Origin of the sequence: Hymenobacter jeongseonensis (genome assembly GCF_015694725.1) — a bacterium.
Classification (GTDB): Bacteria; Bacteroidota; Bacteroidia; order Cytophagales; family Hymenobacteraceae; genus Hymenobacter; species Hymenobacter jeongseonensis.
Map to the genome: position 1 here is coordinate 13751 of NZ_JADQDQ010000007.1, position 19405 is coordinate 33155.

The 19405-nt window shown below is 60.3% G+C and carries 14 protein-coding genes; 1 reads left to right on the forward strand and 13 read right to left on the reverse strand.

The window, feature by feature from the left end:
• Positions 1-73: 73 nt before the first annotated feature.
• The 13 genes from I2I05_RS14430 to I2I05_RS14490 form a co-directional block, all read right to left on the reverse strand.
• Positions 74-1171 carry an AIR synthase-related protein gene (locus I2I05_RS14430; protein WP_196282983.1) on the reverse strand — a complete coding sequence of 366 codons (1098 nt, stop codon included), beginning with the start codon at positions 1169-1171 and terminating at the stop codon, positions 74-76.
• A 147-nt stretch (positions 1172-1318) separates the two neighbouring features.
• Positions 1319-2821, reverse strand: a complete 1503-nt coding sequence (gene purF, locus I2I05_RS14435; RefSeq protein WP_196282984.1) for an amidophosphoribosyltransferase — start codon at positions 2819-2821, stop codon at positions 1319-1321.
• Positions 2822-2945: 124 nt separating this feature from the next.
• The gene (gene purN, locus I2I05_RS14440) at positions 2946-3623 is read right to left on the reverse strand and encodes a phosphoribosylglycinamide formyltransferase (RefSeq protein ID WP_196282985.1); all 678 of its coding nucleotides are present in this window, start codon (positions 3621-3623) and stop codon (positions 2946-2948) included.
• A gap of 15 nt (positions 3624-3638) precedes the next feature.
• Positions 3639-4928, reverse strand: a complete 1290-nt coding sequence (purD, locus tag I2I05_RS14445) for a phosphoribosylamine--glycine ligase (protein WP_196282986.1) — start codon at positions 4926-4928, stop codon at positions 3639-3641.
• 21 nt (positions 4929-4949) lie between these two features.
• Positions 4950-5333, reverse strand: a complete 384-nt coding sequence (locus I2I05_RS14450) for a nuclear transport factor 2 family protein (protein WP_196282987.1) — start codon at positions 5331-5333, stop codon at positions 4950-4952.
• A gap of 15 nt (positions 5334-5348) precedes the next feature.
• Complete coding sequence (locus tag I2I05_RS14455) at positions 5349-6767, reverse strand: phosphoribosylaminoimidazolesuccinocarboxamide synthase (protein ID WP_196282988.1); 1419 nt, start codon at positions 6765-6767, stop codon at positions 5349-5351.
• Positions 6768-6811: 44 nt separating this feature from the next.
• Entirely contained in the window at positions 6812-7747 is a 936-nt protein-coding gene (locus tag I2I05_RS14460) for a phosphoribosylformylglycinamidine synthase subunit PurQ (protein WP_196282989.1), read from the reverse strand.
• Between the two features lie 41 nt (positions 7748-7788).
• On the reverse strand, positions 7789-10839 hold the full coding sequence (locus tag I2I05_RS14465; protein WP_196282990.1) for a phosphoribosylformylglycinamidine synthase subunit PurL: 3051 nt from the start codon (positions 10837-10839) through the stop codon (positions 7789-7791).
• A 134-nt stretch (positions 10840-10973) separates the two neighbouring features.
• Positions 10974-11600 carry an orotate phosphoribosyltransferase gene (gene pyrE / locus I2I05_RS14470; RefSeq protein ID WP_196282991.1) on the reverse strand — a complete coding sequence of 209 codons (627 nt, stop codon included), beginning with the start codon at positions 11598-11600 and terminating at the stop codon, positions 10974-10976.
• Between the two features lie 52 nt (positions 11601-11652).
• Positions 11653-12432, reverse strand: a complete 780-nt coding sequence (gene pyrF / locus I2I05_RS14475; RefSeq protein ID WP_196282992.1) for an orotidine-5'-phosphate decarboxylase — start codon at positions 12430-12432, stop codon at positions 11653-11655.
• 45 nt (positions 12433-12477) lie between these two features.
• The gene (locus I2I05_RS14480; protein WP_196282993.1) at positions 12478-13326 is read right to left on the reverse strand and encodes a dihydroorotate dehydrogenase; all 849 of its coding nucleotides are present in this window, start codon (positions 13324-13326) and stop codon (positions 12478-12480) included.
• Between the two features lie 688 nt (positions 13327-14014).
• Positions 14015-14893, reverse strand: coding sequence for a DNA/RNA non-specific endonuclease (locus tag I2I05_RS14485; RefSeq protein WP_196282994.1), 879 nt, complete (start codon positions 14891-14893; stop codon positions 14015-14017).
• Positions 14894-15352: 459 nt separating this feature from the next.
• On the reverse strand, positions 15353-17620 hold the full coding sequence (locus tag I2I05_RS14490) for a T9SS type A sorting domain-containing protein (RefSeq protein ID WP_196282995.1): 2268 nt from the start codon (positions 17618-17620) through the stop codon (positions 15353-15355).
• 380 nt (positions 17621-18000) lie between these two features.
• Between I2I05_RS14490 and I2I05_RS14495 the strand changes: the two genes are divergently transcribed.
• On the forward strand, positions 18001-19359 hold the full coding sequence (locus tag I2I05_RS14495) for a sigma-54-dependent transcriptional regulator (protein WP_196282996.1): 1359 nt from the start codon (positions 18001-18003) through the stop codon (positions 19357-19359).
• The last annotated feature ends 46 nt before the right edge of the window (positions 19360-19405 follow it).

Sequence of the window (19405 nt, forward strand, 5' to 3'; positions counted from 1 at the left end):
AGCTGATTTTAGTTGCGCAGTAGAGATGCTTCGGCATGCTCAGCATGACGTTCTTAAATTTTACTCCCCAAGGCTACGCGTACCGCAACTCCCCTGCCCCCACGCGCAGCGTCACGCCAGCTTCGGCGGTGAGGTGGCCGGCCACTTGCGCCCGGTAGCCGTTGCTTTCCAGCGAAGCCACTACAGCTGCGGCAGAAGCTTCTTCCGTCACAATCAGCATGCCCGTGCCCATGTTCCAGTAGAGGTAGGCGGTTTCGGGGCTTAGGTCACCGATTTCGCAAAGGCGCTGCATGGCAGGCAGGGGCTCGAATAGGTTGTCGAGCACGGCGCCGAGGCCATTTTTGAGTACGCGCTGGAAGTTGTCGGCCACGCCGCCGCCGGTGATGTGAGCGGCGCCGTGCAGGGGCAAGCCAGCATCGAGCAGGGCCGCCACGCCGGGCGAGTAGATGAGCGAGGGCGCCAGCATGGCATCGCCCCAGGTAGGGTACTGGCCGGTGTCGAGCCCGTCGTAGGGCGCTTCGTGCCAGTTGTCGCCGAAGAGACGCTGCAGGGTTTTGCGGGCCAGCGAGTAGCCGTTGGAGCGGAACGAGGGCGACTGAATGGCCACCACCGCCATGCCGGCCTGGGCAGTGTGCCCGCTCAGGGGCCGCACCAGGCTGGGGTGCAGGCTGCCGATGGCCGTGGAGCACCAGTTGAAATTCATTTTGGCGCCGGGCCAGCCGCCGATGCGGTTGCCGAGCTCCGCGATTTCGCCGCCGGTGATGGCGAGTTGGGCGAAGTTGCAGGCATCGTGCAAGCCGCGCATCATCTGGTCCACCACGTCGTAGTCGAGGTGGTTCACGTCGATGATGTTGGACAGGTTGGTGGGCACGAAACCGGCCACGATGAGGTCGTCGGCGGTCATGGCCACGAGGTCGAAGCCCAGGGTGTCGTAGCGGCCCACGCGCTCGGCCACTTCAATCTTGGTCCCGATGCCGTCGGAGCTGATGCCGAGGCGGGCGTTGCCGAAGCGGATTTCGTTGGCAAAGCCCCCGTCGAGGTCCTGGGCGGCTTCGCCGGGTTTGCCGGCGCGGTTGGCGAAAGTTTTTTTGGCCCAGCCGTAGGCGTTGCGGGAAGCGGCGTTGCCTTCTTCGATGGAGTAGCCGGCGGGGTTTTCGGGGGAAGCAGACATGGTGAGGCGTTGGCGAGGAGAAAAGACCGTCATGCAGAGCGCCGCGAAGCATCTCGCGTGCAGTCAGTAAAATCAACCGGAATTAGTGGCGGCACGCGAGATGCTTCGCGGCGCTCTGCATGACGGTTGGGTACTTATGGAATCGAGTTAGTGCTCCGTCGGCTCGGGCGCTTTGGCGCTTACGGATAGGTTTTTCTTGCCTTTTTCGGGGCGGTGGCTGGCGCGCTCCTCCTGCACGTGGCGCAGGTAGTGGGTTACGTCGCCCGTCGGGTACTTGCCCGAGAAGCAGGCGAAACAGCTACCGCCGTGGCCTTTCTCGTCAGAAAACAGGTCCTGTAAGTCTTGTAAATCCTGGTAAATGACCTTATCGGCTTCGATGTAGCGGCAGATTTCATCCTCCGTATAGTTGGCCGCAATTAGCTCGGTGCTCATGGCCATGTCGATGCCGTAAATGCAGGGTGACACGATGGGCGGGGCACTGGAAATGAAGTAGACTTCCGTCGCGCCGGCGTCGCGCAGTAGCCGCACGATGCGGCGCGAGGTGGTGCCGCGCACGATGCTGTCGTCCACGACGGCAATTTTTTTGCCTTCCACAAACTCGCGGATGGGGTTCAGCTTTTTCTTCACCACGTCTTCGCGCCCGGCCTGGGTGGCCACAATGAAGGAGCGGCCCATGTGGTTGTTCTTTACCAACGCCCGACGATAAGGCACACCGATGGCCTCGGCCAGCCCGGAGGCCGAGAAGTAGCCGCTGCTGGGCACGTCAATCACCATATCGGGCTTGATGCCGGCATCGGCCACTTTGCGGGCCAGCACCTTGCCCAAACGCACCCGCTCGCGGGCCACCAGCCGGCCGTGGATAACGGAGTCTTCGCGGGCAAAATAGATTTGCTCGAAGGCGCAGAAATTCTTGGGCAGCTCATAGGGGTTCTTGTAGTGAACCTGGAAGTTGTTGTCGATAAAGATGGCCTGGCCGGGGCCGACGTTCTCAATAAACTCAAAGCCCAGAAAGTCGAAACAGGTGCTTTCCGAGGCGAAGGCGTACACCGGGCCAGCCGGTGTGTCGCGGCGGCCCAGCACCAGCGGCCGGATGGCCAGCGGGTCGGTGAAGGCCAGCAGTCCGTGCCCGGCAATCAGGGTAATGGTGGCATAAGCACCCTCTACCAGCTCCTGAGTGGTTTCCACCGCGTCGAAAATATCGACCACGGTAAGATGGTCGAGGTCTTTCACGCGCAGCTCCGAGGCGAAGGTGTACATGATGAGCTCGAGGTCGTTGGTGGTTTTGGGCAGCACGTGGTACTTCTCGTGCAGGCGCTTGGCCACGTCGCGGAAGTTGATGACGTTGCCGTTGTGCACCATCGCCAGGCCGAAGGGGTAACTGGTGGTGAAGGGCTGGGCCAGGTTCGAGTCGTTGGCGCCCTGCGTGGTGTAGCGCACGTGGCCGATGCCGCTGTGGCCCTTCAGCTTCTTCAGGTGCTTCTTCTTGAACACGTCGTTCACCAAGCCCTGGCCCTTGTGGAGGTGGAAGGCCAAACCATCGAACGTGGCGATGCCGGCCGCGTCCTGCCCCCGGTGTTGCAGGGCGGTGAGGCCCACCACCATATCGGCAACAACGTCATCGGGGCCATGAAAACCTACTATTCCACACATGGGATTGAGTATTTCGAGTTAAAAGCAACTATCAGGAACGTCATGCTGAGCGCAATCGAAGCATCTCTACCGCGGGGGTAAATAATGCTACCACAACGAAGCGGTAGAGATGCTTCAACTGCGCTCAGCATGACCGTTTTTGTTTATTAATGATTAAGTCAGCCAGAACCTGAGCGTACAAGTGGTGCTCCACGGCCAGGCCGCGGCGCTCAACTTCGGCCAGGGTATCAGCGCCGCGCAAATCCACCGTTTCTTGAGCCAGGATGGGCCCGGTGTCCAGACCTTCGTCAACCAAATGCACGGTGATTTTGGTTTCGGCCAGCTGGTTATCAAAGGCCCACTCGTAGGCGTGCAGGCCTTGGTGCTGGTGGGTGTCGGCGGGATGAATATTGAGAATGCGCCCCGCAAACGGCTGAATGAAGGCCGGCGACAAGATGCGCATGTACCCCGCCAGCACCACAAAATCGGGGTGATATTGCTGCAGCAGTTCGGCTGCTTCCGCATCAAACGCTTCCCGCTTGCGGCCCTGGCTGGGCAAGGAAGCTACCGGATAACCTTGGGCGACGGCAAGTTCTAATCCGGGCGCATCGGGTTTGTTGCTGAACACCACCACCACTTCGGCCAGGCCTTGCAGCACGCCGGTTTGGGTGGCTTGCACCAGCGACAGCATGTTGGAACCGCGGCCCGACAGCAAAATGGCCAGTCGGGCTTTGCGGGTCCCTTCACCAAGCGTTTCCACGCTGGCCCCTCCCAAATGTGGGAGAGCCTGACGATTCTGCTCAGCGGGAGAGGAACTGCTCATGGTTGAGTTAATAATTCAATTTACGGCGCTCGCCGCTAATACCGGCGCCGGGCGTTGGGCAATGTCAGGCCGGAAATAGGCGTCCTGGAACGTGACCTTGCCGCAGGCTTCGTAGGCGCGAGCGGTGGCGGCTTCCAGGTCATTGCCGTGGGCCGTGAGGACGAGCACGCGGCCGCCATTGGTCACAATTTGGCCGGCTTCGTCGCGCTTGGTAGCGCCATGATAAGCCCGAACGCCCGCAGGCAGATTGTCTAAGCCGCTGATGGGGAAGCCGGTGGGAAATTTCTGAGCCGGGTAGCCGCCAGAGGCCAGCACCACGCCCACGAATGCGCCGGGGCGCTGCCGTACGCCCTGCTGGGCCAGCGTGCCATTCAAGGTCGCCTCAATCAGGGTGAGCAGGCTGCTGTCTAGAGCGGGCAACAATACTTCCGCTTCGGGGTCGCCGAGGCGCACGTTGTACTCCAGCAGCTTGGGGCCGCTGGGCGTGAGCATGATGCCGAAATACAGAAAACCGTGGAACGCGAACTGCTCGTTTTGCAGGCCACGCAGGGTGGGGTCCACGATGTCGCGGCGGATGGCGGCCAGCACGTTGTCGTTGGCGAAGGGCACGGGGCAGTAGGCCCCCATGCCGCCGGTGTTGGGGCCCTGGTCGCCGGCCAGCAGCTGCTTGTGGTCCTGCGAAGTGGCCAGCATCTTGATTTCGCGGCCATCGGTGAGGCCGATAATGCTGATTTCAGGACCGGTCAATTTCTCTTCTAGCAGGAAGGAAAACCAGCCCGAATAGTTCGTCTGCAAGTCATCCAAAGCAGCTTCCGCTTCTTCCGGCGACGAGCAAACGTACACGCCCTTGCCAGCGGCCAAACCGTCGTATTTCACCACCACGTGCCCGCCCAGCTCAGCGGCCTTGGCACGAGCGGCGGCAATATTATCGCTCCGAAATGACCAGGCTTTCGCCGTTGCCACGCCGTGGCGGCGCATAAATTCCTTGCTCCACACCTTGGAGCTTTCCAGCCGCGCCGCCGAGCGAGTCGGGCCGAACACCTTGATATCGGAACCGGCAAAAAAGTCGGTAATGCCGGCCGCCAGCGGTGCTTCGGGGCCCACCACAATCAGCTTGGCATTGTGCGCTTGCGCAAAGGCTTTCACAGCCTCAAAATCCAGCGGATTGACCTCGGGGTAACTGTTGGGGATGCCGGCGTTGCCGGGCAGCACGTGCACCATGGCCCCGTCGCGGGTCAGCTTTTCGGCCAGGGCGTGCTCGCGCGCGCCGGAACCGAGGAGCAATACGTTTTGGGAGTTGGTCAAAATTGGGAAGCCCGTAGCGGCTTAACTAATGTCTTGGATGGAAATAATTTGGCCGTTGGCAAAGCGAAACACGGACTTGCCTTGCAGGCGCAAGGTGTCGCCGGGCTTCAACCCGTTCGGGAATTCAATGGCCGCTACGCCGGTGTAGTCAATGACAACTTCCACCTGCTCGTTGCTCGCCTGCCAATCGGTGACGCGCTGTTCCCGCTGGGAGAAATAGGGCAAAGCCTGCTCGGCCTGCTGACGAAAACTCTCCTTCCCGTTGGTGGTCAGGTTCGCGGAGCCATCCACAATGTTCTGGAACACCACCTCGTCGTGCAGCGACGCGAGCATGCCGGCTACATCGAAGCGGTTGTACGCTTCGATGTATGCTTCGACTAGATTCTTTTGCTCCGTGGAATTCATCAGATGCGTGGTTGCTTAGAGTACCCGGAACTCCTCGTCAGCCGCTTTCAGCTTGGCTTTGGTGGCGAGAATATCCTTGCTTAGCCGCTCGCGCAGGCGGGGGATATTCAGGGCGCGCAGGGCGGCTTGGGCGGCGTTGTCGGGACGCACCACGGTGAGGTTGGGCGTGCCGCTGGGCATGATGACCGACGAGTTCAGGTTCATGGCCAGCTCGGCGTAGTCCTTGTAGGGCGGGCACGAAATCACGGGCACGTTCACGTTGGCCGCCAGGGCGCCGCCGAGGCCGTTGCTTAAGCCTGCCACGGCGATGATGACGCCGGGCTCCAGGCTGTTGTTCCAGATGTCGGCCATGCCGGCAATGGCTTCGCCGTTTTTGTGGGCCGAGGTCACACGCAGCTGGGTGAAGACGTCGTAGCCTTCGAACTGCTGGCGGATTTTCTCGCAGTGCTCCTTGTCGGCGGGCGAACCCATCACAATGTTCACCCAAGCATCCTTCACCAAGCCAGCCTGCACGAGGTTGGCTAGCAAGCGGGCGCGGGCGTCGTGGCGGCCGGACCCGGGGGCATCAGCCGCGGCGGTTTCGGCGGTGGGCAAGGCCTCGCCGGTGATGCGCTCGTAGATGTCGAGGTAGCGGCGGCTGGCTTCCGTGGCCACTTCCGGGGTGAGGGCGCGGGGATACTCGCCGTCTTTTTTGTTGGCGATGAGCCACTGGCGGACGTACTCCTTGTCCATCTGCTCCACCGTCTCGGGGTTCTTGGCGTAGTCCTCGGCGCTCCAGAAACGCGACGAGTCCGGCGTATGCATCTCGTCGATGAGAATAAGCTGGCCGTTCAGCAAGCCAAACTCATACTTGGTATCAACCAGGATGATGCCCTTTTCTGCCAGCAGGCGCGAACCAACCGCAAACAACATCTGGGACTTCACAGCCATTTGGTCGTACAGTTCCTTGGTCACCCAACCTTCGCTCACCAGGTTTTCGGGGGTGATTTCGCGGTCCGACTCCTCCTTGGTGGTAGGCGTTACGATGGGCTCGGGGAATTGCTGGTGCTTGGTCAGGCCATCGGGCACCGTCACGCCCGAGAAGGTGCGCTGGCCTTTTTGGTAGCCGCGCAGCATCGAGCCGGTGATGTAGTTGCGCACAATCATCTCCACCTTGATGGGCTGCGCCTCTTTCACCAACATGGCGTTGGCATCCACGAGCTTGATGACGTGGTTTGGGATGATGTGGGCCGTCTTTTCGAACCAGAAGTTGGCCAGGCCGTTCAGCACGGCACCTTTGTGCGGGATGGCCGTTTCGAGCACCGAATCGAACGCCGAAAGGCGGTCCGTTACGATGATGAGGCGGTCGCCGCTGGGCGCGCGCAGGCTGTCGCGCACTTTGCCGCGGTGCAGCAATGGGAGTTGGGGAGAAGCGAAGTGGGTGAGGGTGTTCATTTAGCTACGTTTCTGTGAAGGCTGGTTCTGTTTGAGAAAGAAGATTAATTCTGAGTGGCTAATTCTGCGGTAGAAGTTGCGGCAGCACGCGAGTGAGCAATGTGCTCCACGATGTTCTTGAAAATCCGAAGCCCCTCCCCTTCCTCGCTGGCTTGCGGGTTTTGACGGCGGCGGCGGGCCCAGTCCGGGTGGTTGTAGGCCGACAAAAACGCCTCGGGGTGCGGCATGAGGCCAAATACCTGGCCCGTGGGGTCGGTGAGGCCGGCGCAGTTCAGGGCCGCGCCGTTGGGGTTGAAGGGGTAAATGTCGGTGCCGTCGCCGCTGGCGTCGAGGTAGCTCAGGCAGTTGAGGCCGCCGGCTTCGATGCGCTGCTGGATGGCGGCATCCGGAATCACGAGGCGGCCTTCGCCGTGGCGCACGGGCACTTCCAGCGTGTCGATGCCTTTAAGGAAGGGCGTGTTGGCCTTGGGGTTCACGCGGAGCGTCACCCACCGGTCTTCGTAGCGGCCGCTGGCGTTGTGGGTCAGGGTTACTTCGGGCGTCACCTCGCCGCTGAGGTTGGGCAGCAAACCCAGCTTCACCAGCACCTGGAAGCCGTTGCAGATGCCGAGCACAAACTTGCCCTCGGCGATGAATTGCTTGATGTCGTCGAGCAGCGTGCGGCCACCGGGGCCGGTCTGGCGGTAGCGTAGCTTGTTGGCCAGCACCACGCCCGAGCCCAAATCATCGCCAAAGGAAAAGCCGCCGGGGAAGTTCAGCGTGTCGAAATCGTGGATGCTCACCTGTCCGTGCAGCACCTGGTTGAGGTGCACAATGGTGGGCTCGGCGCCGGCCATGCGGTAAGCGGCCGCGAATTCTTCTTCGCAGTTGATACCAAAGCCCGTCAGAATCAGCGCGCGCACCGTGCCAGCCGGGGCCGACACCTGCGTTTGTACCTCTGATTGAACTTTATGTGCTGCCTGCGTGGCGTCTTGTACCATTTCAAAAGTCTTTTGGGCCAATGGAATTGAGTCTTGTGCTTTTACAGCGAATTGGAATGGCTAAGGTTTTCCTTCGATACCACGCCAAGCAGCTTATTTACAGGACCGTTGGTCCACAGACTCCGCAGTACATCCGTATCGGCCGAAATCACCTCGTGGCCGCCGTGGCGCACCACCAAGCGCACGTCCTTCGTCACGATGCCGAGGCGCGTGGCGCGGCCGCCAAGCAGCTGCTCAAAAGCCACCACATCCTCCGGCGCCACCGTAGCCAGGAAGCGTGAGTGCGACTCTGAAAACAACTGCGCCGGCAGCGCTAGGCCCGTTTCGCGCAAGTCGATGCTGGCGCCGCAGTTGTAGCCGAAAGTGCATTCGGCCAGCGCCACGGCCAAGCCGCCGTCGCTCAGGTCGTGGCAGGATTGGATGAGGTTATGGTCGTTGGCTTGGCCCACGATGGTGTACAGCGCCTTGGCCTTTTCAAAATCAACCTTGGGCACATTGGCCCCGAGCTGGCCGTGTAGGGCGTAGTATTCGGAGCCGCCCAGCTCATCGTGGGTTTCGCCGAGGAGGTACACCACGTCGTCGGCCTGCTTGAAATCGGAGGTAATGGAGCGGCGCACGTCTTCCATTTTGGCCGTCATCGAGTAGAGCACGGTGGGCGGCACCGAAATCTTCACGCCGTCGGCCTTGAAGTCGTTTTTCATCGAATCCTTGCCACTGGTGAGCGGGATGCAGTAGGCCGCCGTGGCGTCGCGCAGGGCCTCACACATGCGCACCAGCTTGGCTAATTTCTGCTTGCCATCGGGGTTCGTGGCGGGGTCGTACACCGAATCGGGCACGCAGAAGTTGTCGTTCACCGACCAGAAAATGCCGTCGCCGGGCGTCAGGTTCGGGAGCTTCCCTCCCACTGCAATAATCTGCCGCACCGCTTCGTCGAACGCGCCGGCCGACATGTGGTAAGCATCCAAATCACCGTAGCGCGGCAGGATGCCGTTGCTCACGGCCACCCCTTCCCAGCTCTCGAAATTGAAGCGCACCACGGCCGCGTCCTGCGGCGCTTGGCCCGTCGCGCCCATCAGCGGCTTCACAATCGTGCGGCCCTTTACCTCATGGTCGTACTGCCGAATAATCGACTCGCGCGAGCAGATATTGAGCGAACCCAGCAGCTGACCCAAGGTGGCGGTGTAGTCCGTAGCGGCGGGAATCTCCGGCTCAGCCGCGGCCGGCTTGGTCCACTCCGCTTCCAGGATTTTGCGCGGCACGCCCTCATGCAGAAAATGCATGTTCAGCCGCGCTACCGGCGCACCATCAAAGCGCACGTCCAGGAAACCATCCGACGTGAAGTGGCCAATATCGGTCAGTTCCACTTCCATTTCCTGGCCCAGCGCCAGCAGCTCGGCCATCTTGCCGGGCTCCACCACCAGCGTAAACCGCTCCTGCGATTCGCTCACGAAAATCTCCCAGGGCCGCAGACCGGGGTACTTCAGCGGCACGCGCTCCAGCTCCACCACCGCACCGCCCGATATGCCCGCCAGCTCACCCACGGAGGACGACAAGCCGCCCGCGCCGTTGTCGGTGCTGCACTTCAGCAGGCCGCGACGCGAGGCCAGCATCAGGAAATCCATCGCCAGCTTTTGGGTGATGGGCGAGCCGATTTGCACGGCCGTGGCGGGCGCGGTTTCATCCAGTTCAATGGAAGAAAAGGTGGCCCCGTGGATGCCGTCTTTGCCCACCCGGCCGCCGGCCATGATGATGCGGTCGCCGGCGTCGATGATTTTTTCCCAGGAGTCTTTGCCTGCGAATTGCATGGGCATTACCGCGCCGGTGCCGCAGTATACCAGCGGCTTGCCGGCGTACCGGTCATCGAATACAATGGCGCCGTTCACCGTCGGCACGCCCGACTTGTTGCCGCCGTCCTCAATGCCCTTGCGCACGCCTTCCAGAATGCGGCGCGGGTGCAACTGACCGGTTAGCAGCGGCCCGTCATACTCCGGGTTGCCGAAGCACAGCACGTTGGTGTTGAACAGCAACTGTGCGCCGCCAATACCAGTAGCCAGCGGGTCGCGGTTGTTACCCAAAATGCCGGTAATTGCCCCGCCGTAAGGGTCAATGGCCGAGGGCGAATTGTGCGTTTCCACCTTCCACACGAACAGCGAGTCGGGGTTGATGCGCACCGCGCCGGCGTTGTCGGAAAACACCTTTATGAGCCAGTCGTTGCCGTTGGCCCGCAGCTGGCGGTCAACCTCGGAAGTGGCGTCTTTGATGTAGGTTTTAAAGAGCGAATCAACCTGCTTCTCCTCGCCCGTTTCCAGGTCTTTGTAGTTGATTAGAGCTGAAAACTCCTTGTGCTTGCAATGCTCCGACCACGTCTGAGCGATGATTTCCAGCTCGCAATCTGTGGGGTCAGCCGGTAAGCCTGCGGCCTTCCGCTCCGCCTGCGTTTCAGCCGCGGCGAAGTAGTCGCGCACGGCCCGCATTTCCTCCAGATTCAGCGCGTAGATATTTTCCTTCGACAGTTGCACCAATTCGGCATCGCTGCGGCCAGTCAGCTTGACAATTTCGGTGATGGCTTCGGCCCCACCGCCGGGGCGCGGCGTGTAGTCGCGGATGCCATCGGCCACGCGGCCCACTTCCAGCCAGTTGATGAGTTTGTTGCCGAGTAGCTCTTCCGCGATGCGGCGCAGGTCGTCGGCGGGCAGGTCGTTTTCGAGCAGGTAAAGGCGCTTGCTGAAGATGTGCTGGGTGTGGGTGTCCAGCGGCTCGTTCAGGATATCGGCGAGGGCGTTTTGGGCGGAGGTACCTTCGTCGTCGGTCACGCCGGGGCGGCGGGCGACGAGGATATAGGTGGCGAAGCCTTCAGCGGCGGTCAACCCATTCAAGCGCACGTCGTGCAGCACCGGGTCGGCGAGGCAGCGGGTGGCGAAGTTATTCAGCTGGGTTTCGGTGAGTGGGTAGCGCACCGTGTAGAGGGCGGCGCTGCGCACGCGGCCGGTGGCCAGGCCCAAGTGGCGGGCGGCGGCTTCGGCCACGCGCTGGCCGTCGCCGTCGTGCTGGCCGGGTTTCAGCGTGAGCTGGATGGTGTGGGTATCGGTCATTAATGATATCGAAACGTCGTGCTGAGCTTGCCGAAGCATCTCTATTGCACAACTAATTATTTACTATCACAACGAAGCGGGAGAGATGCTTCGGCAAGCTCAGCATGACGCTCAGACTACGGCTGAACGCTGCTTCAAAACGCTTTTTCCGGCCGACTGCCAGGCTTTACCACCGGTTCGCCTGCGGCACAGAGCGGGCAGGTTTCCGGGGTAAAGGTCGCTGCTGCGACCGAAAGCAGCGCGAAATGCGGAAAATCCAGCCCGCCTTTTCCGCCCGTCCGGTCAATTAATGATGCCACGGCCAGCACTTCGGCGCCCATAGCGCGCAGCACTTTAGCGACTTCCAACGTGCTTTTGCCGGTCGTTACCACGTCTTCGGCAATGATGATTTTATCGCCCGGCTCGATGGTGAAACCGCGCCGCAAAGTCATTTGTCCGTCGGCGTCGCGCTCCGTGAAAATGCCGGGCACGCCCAACTGCCGGGCCAGTTCGTAGGCAATTACCACGCCGCCCATCGCTGGGCCGACGACCACATCGGCTTGCAGCCCCGCTGCCCGAATTTGAGCCGCCAGCGCCGCCGCGGCCGGCGCCGCCAAATCGGGCCGGCGCAGGAAGCGCGCGCACTGCACATACGTATCGGAGTGCAGCCCCGACGACAGCCGGAAGTGCCCGCGCAACAAGGCGTATTCCTGCCGCAGCTGCTGTTCTAGCAGGCCGGAATCAAGCGCGGTGGAAGAAGTAGTATCGGGAGATGAAGTCATCGATTGCAGAAAATTTCTATGCAAAAAGCCGCAGTAAATGCGGCTTTTTAAGTTAGGCGTGAGCAGGGTTTTTTACGGTCCGGAATTGGTTGATTTGCTCCATTAATTCGCGAGCGGCGGCACCGGCATCGGCTGCCTGCCAGATGCCCCGCGAGGAGTTTATCAGCAGGCCGCTGCCATCGGCCCGTAAGCCTGCCCGCAACGTGGAGGACAAGTCGCCGCCTTGCGCGCCGATGCCCGGCACCAAGAACCACTGTTCCGGGCACGAGGCGCGGAGTTTGGCCACCGTTTCGGGCTCCGAAGCGCCCACGACCAGACCAACGGTTGACTCGGTCAGCTCCTCATCCATGAGCTTGGCCAGGCGGGCGGCCCAGTCGCTGATGGAGCCGCCACGGGTCATGGCCGCATCCTGGAGGCCGTGAATGGGCTTGTTGGACGTTTTGGCCAGCGAGAAAACCACCTTGCCGGGCCGCGCGAAGGGCCGGATGGTGTCGTCGCCCATGTAGGGGTTCACGGTCACGCCATCGGCGCCCACAATGTCGTAGGCGAAGCGGGCGTACTGCTCGGCGGTGTTGGCGATGTCGCCGAATTTGCCATCCAAAATCACGGGGATGTCGGCCGGAATGCTTTGCACTGTTTGTTGGAGCAGGGCCACTCCGTTTTCACGACTCAGAAAGAACGCCAGATTGGGTTTGAAAGCAGCGGCATACGCGGCGGTTTCGGCTACTACTTCGCGCAGCCGCCGGGCCACCGTGGCATCGTCGCCCGTGGGGTCCAGGCCCACGCACAGCAGAGAATTGGCAGTTTGAACGCGGTTGAGGAGCTTTTGCATCGGAAGGTGGTGGGAATTGGGGATGAAAAAGAAGAACGAGTCCGATTAGCGAGTTACCGAGTTGGTATGAGCGACTTCGGACGCCAACCGCGCCGAGAGGCCCGGCGACAGCCATTCGCCGCTGGCCACCTGCACGGCCTGGGCGCCCACCCGCAGGTAGTCTTCCACGTCGCGCAGTGTAAAGATGCCGCCCGTTCCGAAAATGGGAAGCTGCAATTTTTCGTCGTTGGCCAGCTCCCACACGCAGCGCAGAGCCAGCGGCCGCAACGCCTCGCCGGAGAGGCCGCCCACCAGCGGTGCATCGTTGGGGTTGGCCGGCAGGTGCAGCACTTTCAAGGTATTGGTGGCGGCCAGGGCCGTTGCACCGCCTTCCTGCGCGCCCAAGGCCAGGCCCCGAATGTGGTCGGGCCACGGCGGCAGCTTCACAATAACGGCCGCGTCGTCGCGCAATTCGTTGCGCACGGCTTCGGTGGCTTCCCGCACGTAGCGGGCCGTTACCTCGGCCCCCGCGCCGCCGTGCGGCACCGTGATGTACACTTCCACGCCGGCCAGCTGGTTGCCGGCCTCGCGCTGCAGGTAGCGCGCAATCTTGCGAAAACCGGGCACGCCCGGCGCGGTGATGCTCACGAATACCGGCACGCCGAAACGGCGCAGACGCGGCAGGTGCTCCTGAACCAGCAACTCGGCCCCTTCGGTGCGGAGGTCGGTGCGGTTGAGCAGAGTTTGGTCGGCCACTTGCAGGATGCCTTCGTCGCCGGGCAGGCCGGCGCGGGGCTCCATGGTCACGGTTTTGGTAAAAATCGCGCCCAACTGCTCGTAGCCGGGGCCGTCCAGCTCCCAGGGAGCGGTGGCCAGGCAAACGGAATTTTGTAACGTAATGGCGCCGAGTTTCATAGCTTTTTCTTCAGTGACAAAAACGAATTATCACCCGCACCAAACCGGAGTCGGGTGCGGGTGATGTTCGGCTGGCGAACCAGCGTTTGATTCTCTTAAATTACGTTGCCGCAGTTAATCAGGAAGGGCACGCACCCGCGGATGTCGGGCTGTCCGAGGATGAACTGGGCTTCTTTTGTGGGTGCTAAAAGAGTGGAGACTAGCTAAGGCAACTGAACAGATTGGACATAAAAAAACCGTTTCGAATCACGAAACGGCAGCGGGGCAACAACCAGAAAAAACGAACTGAAAATCGGCAAAACCGGCAAGGGCCAAGACCTTCCGGTCTCGCTGCGGGGCACTGTTGAGCGTCCCGCACTTCATCAATTGGTGATTGGGTTGAAGCACGATGCAAAATTACGGAATCATTTCGCCGGGCAAATTCCAGGTAATGTTAAGTTTTTATTGAGCCTTTTTTTCAACTTTATTTTCGTGCTCCATTTTGTGCGAATCGAAGGAGATAGCCGAGATTTTCAGTCGGTATAATGCTGTAAATCTTTTTCTAACAAAATTTTGCGCTTGCACTGCATTTGCGGAAAGCCGTAACTTTGACTCTTTATACCGAGATAAAAGCACCGCTTGCTTCCGGACACAAAAAAGCCCGTGGTACTCGCCTGAGTACCACGGGCTTTTTTGTGGATTTGCAGCGTTAGTTGGTCGGGCCGCTGTCGACGCGCGACTCGATGGTGGCTTGCACCGTGCTGTTCACAGCCGAGAGGATGTTGTAGCCCGTGGCCGACTCGATGGCGTCTACCGAGGTGCGGTAGCTGCCCCAGGTGGTGGCCAGGGTTTGGTTATTGGGGGTGTTGATGGCGATGACGCGGGTGGCGGTGGTCACCCGGCTGGCGTCGGAAGAGCCTTCGGGCAACACCACCACCACTTTCCAGCAGTTGCTGGGCACCGTGATTTTGCCGCCGGCAATGGTGGTGGCGTAGCCGTTCACACCCGTACCGCCGCTGCCGTAGCTGCCGCAGATGATGTAGAGTTCGTTGCCTTGGTCAACCAGGGTGCGGCAGTACGTCTCCAAACCGGCCCAGGTGCGTTGGTTATTATTGGCCGATTGTGGCATCATGTTCGTCATAAGGAAGGTGGCCGAGTTGTCGGCTACGGAGCCGGTGCGGTCGGCGCTGGGGCAGTTGTGGCCACGGTCGAAGCCCGAGCCGGTGTAGCTGCTGCTCGTGGCCCGGAACCAGCCCGTGGGCAGGGTGGCATCGCCGGCAAAATTGTCTTGGCGGGGCGTGCTGCCCAACCAAGCGCTGCTCAGGTGCCAGCTCACCCAGTTGGCCTTGCCCTTGTCGCGGTGATAAGAAGCAGCGTACTGCGTTTTGGAAAGGAGGTAGTTGGTGTAGTTGGTAGCGACGGTGGTGGCGCCGCTGGGGTTACCCATGGCGAGGTGACTGTCGCGGGTGGAATCTTGGGTCACTACGACGGCGGTTGGCGGGGCAGGCATCAGCGCTTCCTTTGAACATGCGGTGGCCAAAGCCGCAAGCAGCGCGATGCTGCTCATTCGGATAAAAGAAATTTTCATAGAATGACTGGAAATGGGAATGGGTGAACAGCAACCGCAAAATTCCTGCGCAGGCATTGCTTGGCCGCTGCGCAAATATTACGATAAGGTCAACAGTAGCTCCCCATCTCCCCCAACCAGGCTCCGCATGTTTTTGTCATATTTCAACAACCAAAGCATCGCACATATTTAGTCTAAACATCAACATATTAAACAATTATACACAACAGCGTCTTCTATATTAAATATTAGTATAGGAGTGAGTTAGTGCCCAAATTTTACACGTTTTACCCGTGTTCAATGGATAATTTCGGTAGTTCCTCCCTCTTGTCACCTCAAATTCTGCACTCTGTATAAACCCTGTTTTTGAGGTGCTTCCGAACGCCCCAGCCCGTAAAGAAGAGAACACACCTAGCGCGACGCAAAAAGCCCCGCTGGCAATGCCAGCGGGGCTTTTTTATGCAGAAGAACAGGTATTGGTTAGCGGGCGCCCACTACCAGGCGCTGGGTAGCCACGCGCTGCCCGGCGGCATCGAGCAGCACCACGTGGTACAGGCCGGGGGCCAGGGCGGGCAATGCCAGCCGGGCGGCGGCTTCGGTCACCGGCTGTTGGCTGACCAGCTGGCCCAATTGTGAATATGTCTGCACGGTACCACCGGTGGCCGGCAGGTCGGTGCATTGTACCATTACGGCTTTCGCATCGGTGGCCGGATTGGGATACACCGAGAGTTGCGGCGCGGCGGCGCGGAGTTTCCCCATGGCCACCGATACCACCGGCGAATACGCCTGCTGGCCGTCGACATCAACTTGCCGCAAGCGGTAATACAGCATGGCCACGCCCTGCGCGCCGGCCTCCGTGTCGCGCAGCTTGTAGGTTTGGTTGCGGCTGCTGTTGCCCGCCGATTGCACTTGGCCAATGGCCTGGAAGGCGGCATCGCGGCCCGTGGACCGCTCCACCACGAAGTGGCTGCTGTTTTTTTCCGAAGCGGTGGCCCAGTTGAGGTCGGTGCCGCCATTGGCCCAGCGGCCGGTGAAGGCGGTGAGCTCTACGGGCAGCGGCCCCACAATCATGGGAAGGCCGCCGGCCCGGTCATCGGCAAAGGCGTAGGCAACGGTGATGTTTTGGAGAACCGTAGCCAAGCCGCCCACGGTGATGGACACGGCCGAAAAGTCCTGGGTGGTGAGGAAAGAAAGCTCCTGGCGGCCATCGGGCAGCAGCGTTACCGAAAGCAAAGAGCTACCCGAAGCGCTTTCCAGCACTTGGTTGCCGGAATACGTGGTGATGGTGATGCGCTCAAGCACCGACAAGTCGAGCAGGTTGATGCCGGCGTCGAGTACCACACCGGCCCGATTACCGGCCTCTCCCGTGTTGGTACCGTCGGCGTTGAGGTCGAGTTTTAGCTCCACCACGTTGGCCACGCCAACCCCCACATTGATTACCGCATTGGTAGCAGGGTCGTTGTCGGCAGCGCCTTCGGGGTTCGAAACGCTACAGCCGAGGCAAACTCCTAGTCCTAAAACTCCTCCTGATTGCGTTACGGTAGCGTGCTCTTCGGCCTCATCGGAGTCAAAATCTGACAATACTTCGGTTTCGGCCTCAAACGCTTTGGGCTCCACGCCAAAGCCGTAATAGATTTCCAGGTCGTCCAGGACCGTGAGGAGGCCCACGCGCTCAATTTTCACTTCGTCAAAGGCCAGGGTCGAGGGAAAGCTGACCTGGGTTTTGCCATCGGGCAACAAGCGCAGCTCCAGCACGCCAATGCCCGTCTGCGATTCCTGCTTCACGCCGTTGAGGTAAGTGGTAACGCGCAAGCCCGACAATACACTTGCGTCAAGCAGGCCGTCGCTGCCGCTGCCAATCACAAAGCCGGCATAGTAGCCCGCCGGGGCGGGCTGAGAACCCTCCAAGGCCACGGTGAGAGCAGAAGGACAGCTCACCGTCGCCAGATTGTTGAAGGTGGCATAATTGCTCAGGTCCTTATCCACCGCATGCTCGGGGTCCTCGATTCCATTAAAGCCGCATACACTCACAATGCCTACGCCCCCGGTGCCCGCCCCGTAATAAGGCGCCAGGTCCGCGGCGCTCTGGCCGGCGAACTGCGATATCAGGCCGAGGGCCGGCTGCTGCACCAACGAGGGCACGGCGTAGGCGTAGTAAATCTTCAGCTTGTAGGAAACCGCCGCAATGCCGCTTACTTCAATGTCGATGCGGTCGAAAGCTTGCTCCGCAACAAATTCCAGCTGAGTGGGCCGGTCAACGTCGAGCAACAAGGCCCGAATCACGGCGGCGGATACCGGCACCGTCTGCTTCAATGTACCGGCTTTGTAGGTGCGAAGCGTGATTGCGCTGACGCCGAACAGGTTGACCAAATTCAAATCAGTGGGAAAGTTGCCCACCAATACGCCGGCCCGGTCACCGGCTTGTCCGCCCGCAGTGTTGGCGTTCAAACTCAGCTGCAGCTTCATGGTGCTTACAACTTCTATATCGTTATGGATGGTTGCGAAGTTGGTCAGGTTCGCATCAGCGGCCCGCTCAGGATGCTGAATACCCGCTTCTGCCGTGAGGATGTTGAGGAAATTATACTTCGGCCGGTAGGTATCGGCGGTGTAGTAGCGGTTGTCGTTGGAGTAGATGGCGTCTCCGTTGGCGGCAGTAGCGGCCAAGGCACCCGATAAAATAAACAGTACGGTCATCAACCAAAGCCGGAGCTGAATAGGCGAGATGCGGAGATGAGTAAAAATGGACATGGCAAAAAATAAAATTGAGCGTTTGGCACAGCGCCACGCTCACCCTTGCAATTCCGCAGCCACACAGCCTTTTTTTCCTTCTTCTGTTAGTAATCAACCAAATACAATTTCAAGAATAACGCCGAGTGTTCCCATTATGGGATTTTATTCCTAAATCGAGAATATTATATGTAAAAAGGCATAAATCCGCCTTCCTTCTACTGTCGTATGTACCCTATTTGTCAATGCTTTTAAATAAAATACATTATTTGAAGCCTATTTTTGCAATATGATATTTCCAATAGAAATAGACACGAATTATAAATAGATTATATAACCTTATTCCTCTTTTATATGTCTGCTATATAATTGAGCAGGCGCGGTACTTGAGTTCTTCGATTATGACAGCCATTCTACCGTTTAAGATTTTCGTTGTCGAGGACAACCAGTGGTACGGCGAGTTGCTGGCCCACCGCCTGGGCCAGAACCCCAACCACAGCGTGCACCGGTTTTTGACTGCCCGCGCCTGCCTCGAACAACTGGGCGAACTCCCCGATTTGATTACGCTGGACTATTCCCTGCCCGATGCCAAGGGCGAACAAGTGTTGCGCCAGATTCGGGAGCGGCTGCCCGGCACGGAGGTCATCGTCATTTCGGGCCAGGAAGACGTGAGCACGGCCGTGAGCATGCTCCGCCAAGGGGCCTACGACTACCTGGTGAAGGACGAGAACACCCTTGACCGCCTCTGGAACATTGTGGGCAAAGTGGAGCAGCAGGTGAGCTTGCGCCGCGAAAACACCCAGCTGCGGCAGCAAATTGGGGCCCGGTTTGGGCCGGGGCAGGCCATTTTGGGCGAGCACCCCACGGTGCAGTTGGTGCACACGCTCATTGCCAAAGCGGCCCGCACCACCATCACCGTGAGCGTAAGCGGCGAAACCGGCACGGGCAAGGAGCTGGTGGCCAAAGCCATTCACTTCCAGTCGAGCCAAGCCGGCAAGCCGTTTGTGGCCGTGAACATGGCCGCCATTCCGCGCGAGCTTGTGGAGAGCGAGTTGTTCGGGCACGAGAAGGGCGCCTTTACGGGGGCGGTGACCCGCCGGGTGGGCCGGCTGGAAGAAGCCAACGGCGGCACCCTGTTTCTGGACGAAATTGCCGACCTCGACCTGAGCCTGCAAGCTAAGCTGCTGCGGGTGCTGCAAGAGCGGGAAGTAACCCGCGTGGGTGGCAACCAAGCCGTAGCGTTCGACGTGCGCCTGGTGGTGGCCACGCACCGCGACCTGCTGGCCGAAGTGCACGCGGGCCGCTTCCGCGAAGACTTGTACTACCGCTTGCTGGGCTTGCCGGTGCAATTGCCGCCCCTGCGCCAGCGCGGCAACGACGTGCTGCTGCTGGCCGACGCGTTTGTGCGCGATTTCTGCATTCTCAACAACCTGCCGCCCCGCCAGTTCACGGAATGCGCCCGCGTACGGCTACAGCAACATCCCTTTCCCGGCAACGTGCGCGAGTTGAAAGCCGTGGTAGAACTGGCCGCCGTGCTGGCCGATGGCGAACAAATTCAGGCCGAAGACTTGCCCCTGCGGTCGGGCAAGGGGCTGGAAACCCCCAACTCCCAACGCTCGCTGCGGGACCAGACCACGGCCATTGTGCAAAAATGCCTGGACGAGGTGAGCGGCGACGTGCTGGCCGCGGCGGCCCGCCTCCGCATCGGCAAGTCCACCATTTACCGAATGATTCAACAACAAGAGCTGCACGTAGGATAGAGCGACTGCTGCGGTGTTTATTTGCCTTTCGCTACCTACCACCGAC

Excerpts from the sequence above, each read along its gene's own strand:
- I2I05_RS14430 (WP_196282983.1), bottom strand. The coding sequence starts at position 1,171 with ATGTCTGCTTCCCCCGAAAACCCCGCCGGCTACTCCATCGAAGAAGGC.
- purF (WP_196282984.1), bottom strand. The coding sequence starts at position 2,821 with ATGTGTGGAATAGTAGGTTTTCATGGCCCCGATGACGTTGTTGCCGAT.
- purN (WP_196282985.1), bottom strand. The coding sequence starts at position 3,623 with ATGAGCAGTTCCTCTCCCGCTGAGCAGAATCGTCAGGCTCTCCCACAT.
- I2I05_RS14450 (WP_196282987.1), bottom strand. The coding sequence starts at position 5,333 with ATGAATTCCACGGAGCAAAAGAATCTAGTCGAAGCATACATCGAAGCG.
- I2I05_RS14455 (WP_196282988.1), bottom strand. The coding sequence starts at position 6,767 with ATGAACACCCTCACCCACTTCGCTTCTCCCCAACTCCCATTGCTGCAC.
- I2I05_RS14460 (WP_196282989.1), bottom strand. The coding sequence starts at position 7,747 with ATGGTACAAGACGCCACGCAGGCAGCACATAAAGTTCAATCAGAGGTA.
- I2I05_RS14465 (WP_196282990.1), bottom strand. The coding sequence starts at position 10,839 with ATGACCGATACCCACACCATCCAGCTCACGCTGAAACCCGGCCAGCAC.
- pyrE (WP_196282991.1), bottom strand. The coding sequence starts at position 11,600 with ATGACTTCATCTCCCGATACTACTTCTTCCACCGCGCTTGATTCCGGC.
- pyrF (WP_196282992.1), bottom strand. The coding sequence starts at position 12,432 with ATGCAAAAGCTCCTCAACCGCGTTCAAACTGCCAATTCTCTGCTGTGC.
- I2I05_RS14480 (WP_196282993.1), bottom strand. The coding sequence starts at position 13,326 with ATGAAACTCGGCGCCATTACGTTACAAAATTCCGTTTGCCTGGCCACC.
- I2I05_RS14485 (WP_196282994.1), bottom strand. The coding sequence starts at position 14,893 with ATGAAAATTTCTTTTATCCGAATGAGCAGCATCGCGCTGCTTGCGGCT.
- I2I05_RS14490 (WP_196282995.1), bottom strand. The coding sequence starts at position 17,620 with ATGTCCATTTTTACTCATCTCCGCATCTCGCCTATTCAGCTCCGGCTT.
- I2I05_RS14495 (WP_196282996.1), top strand. The coding sequence starts at position 18,001 with ATGACAGCCATTCTACCGTTTAAGATTTTCGTTGTCGAGGACAACCAG.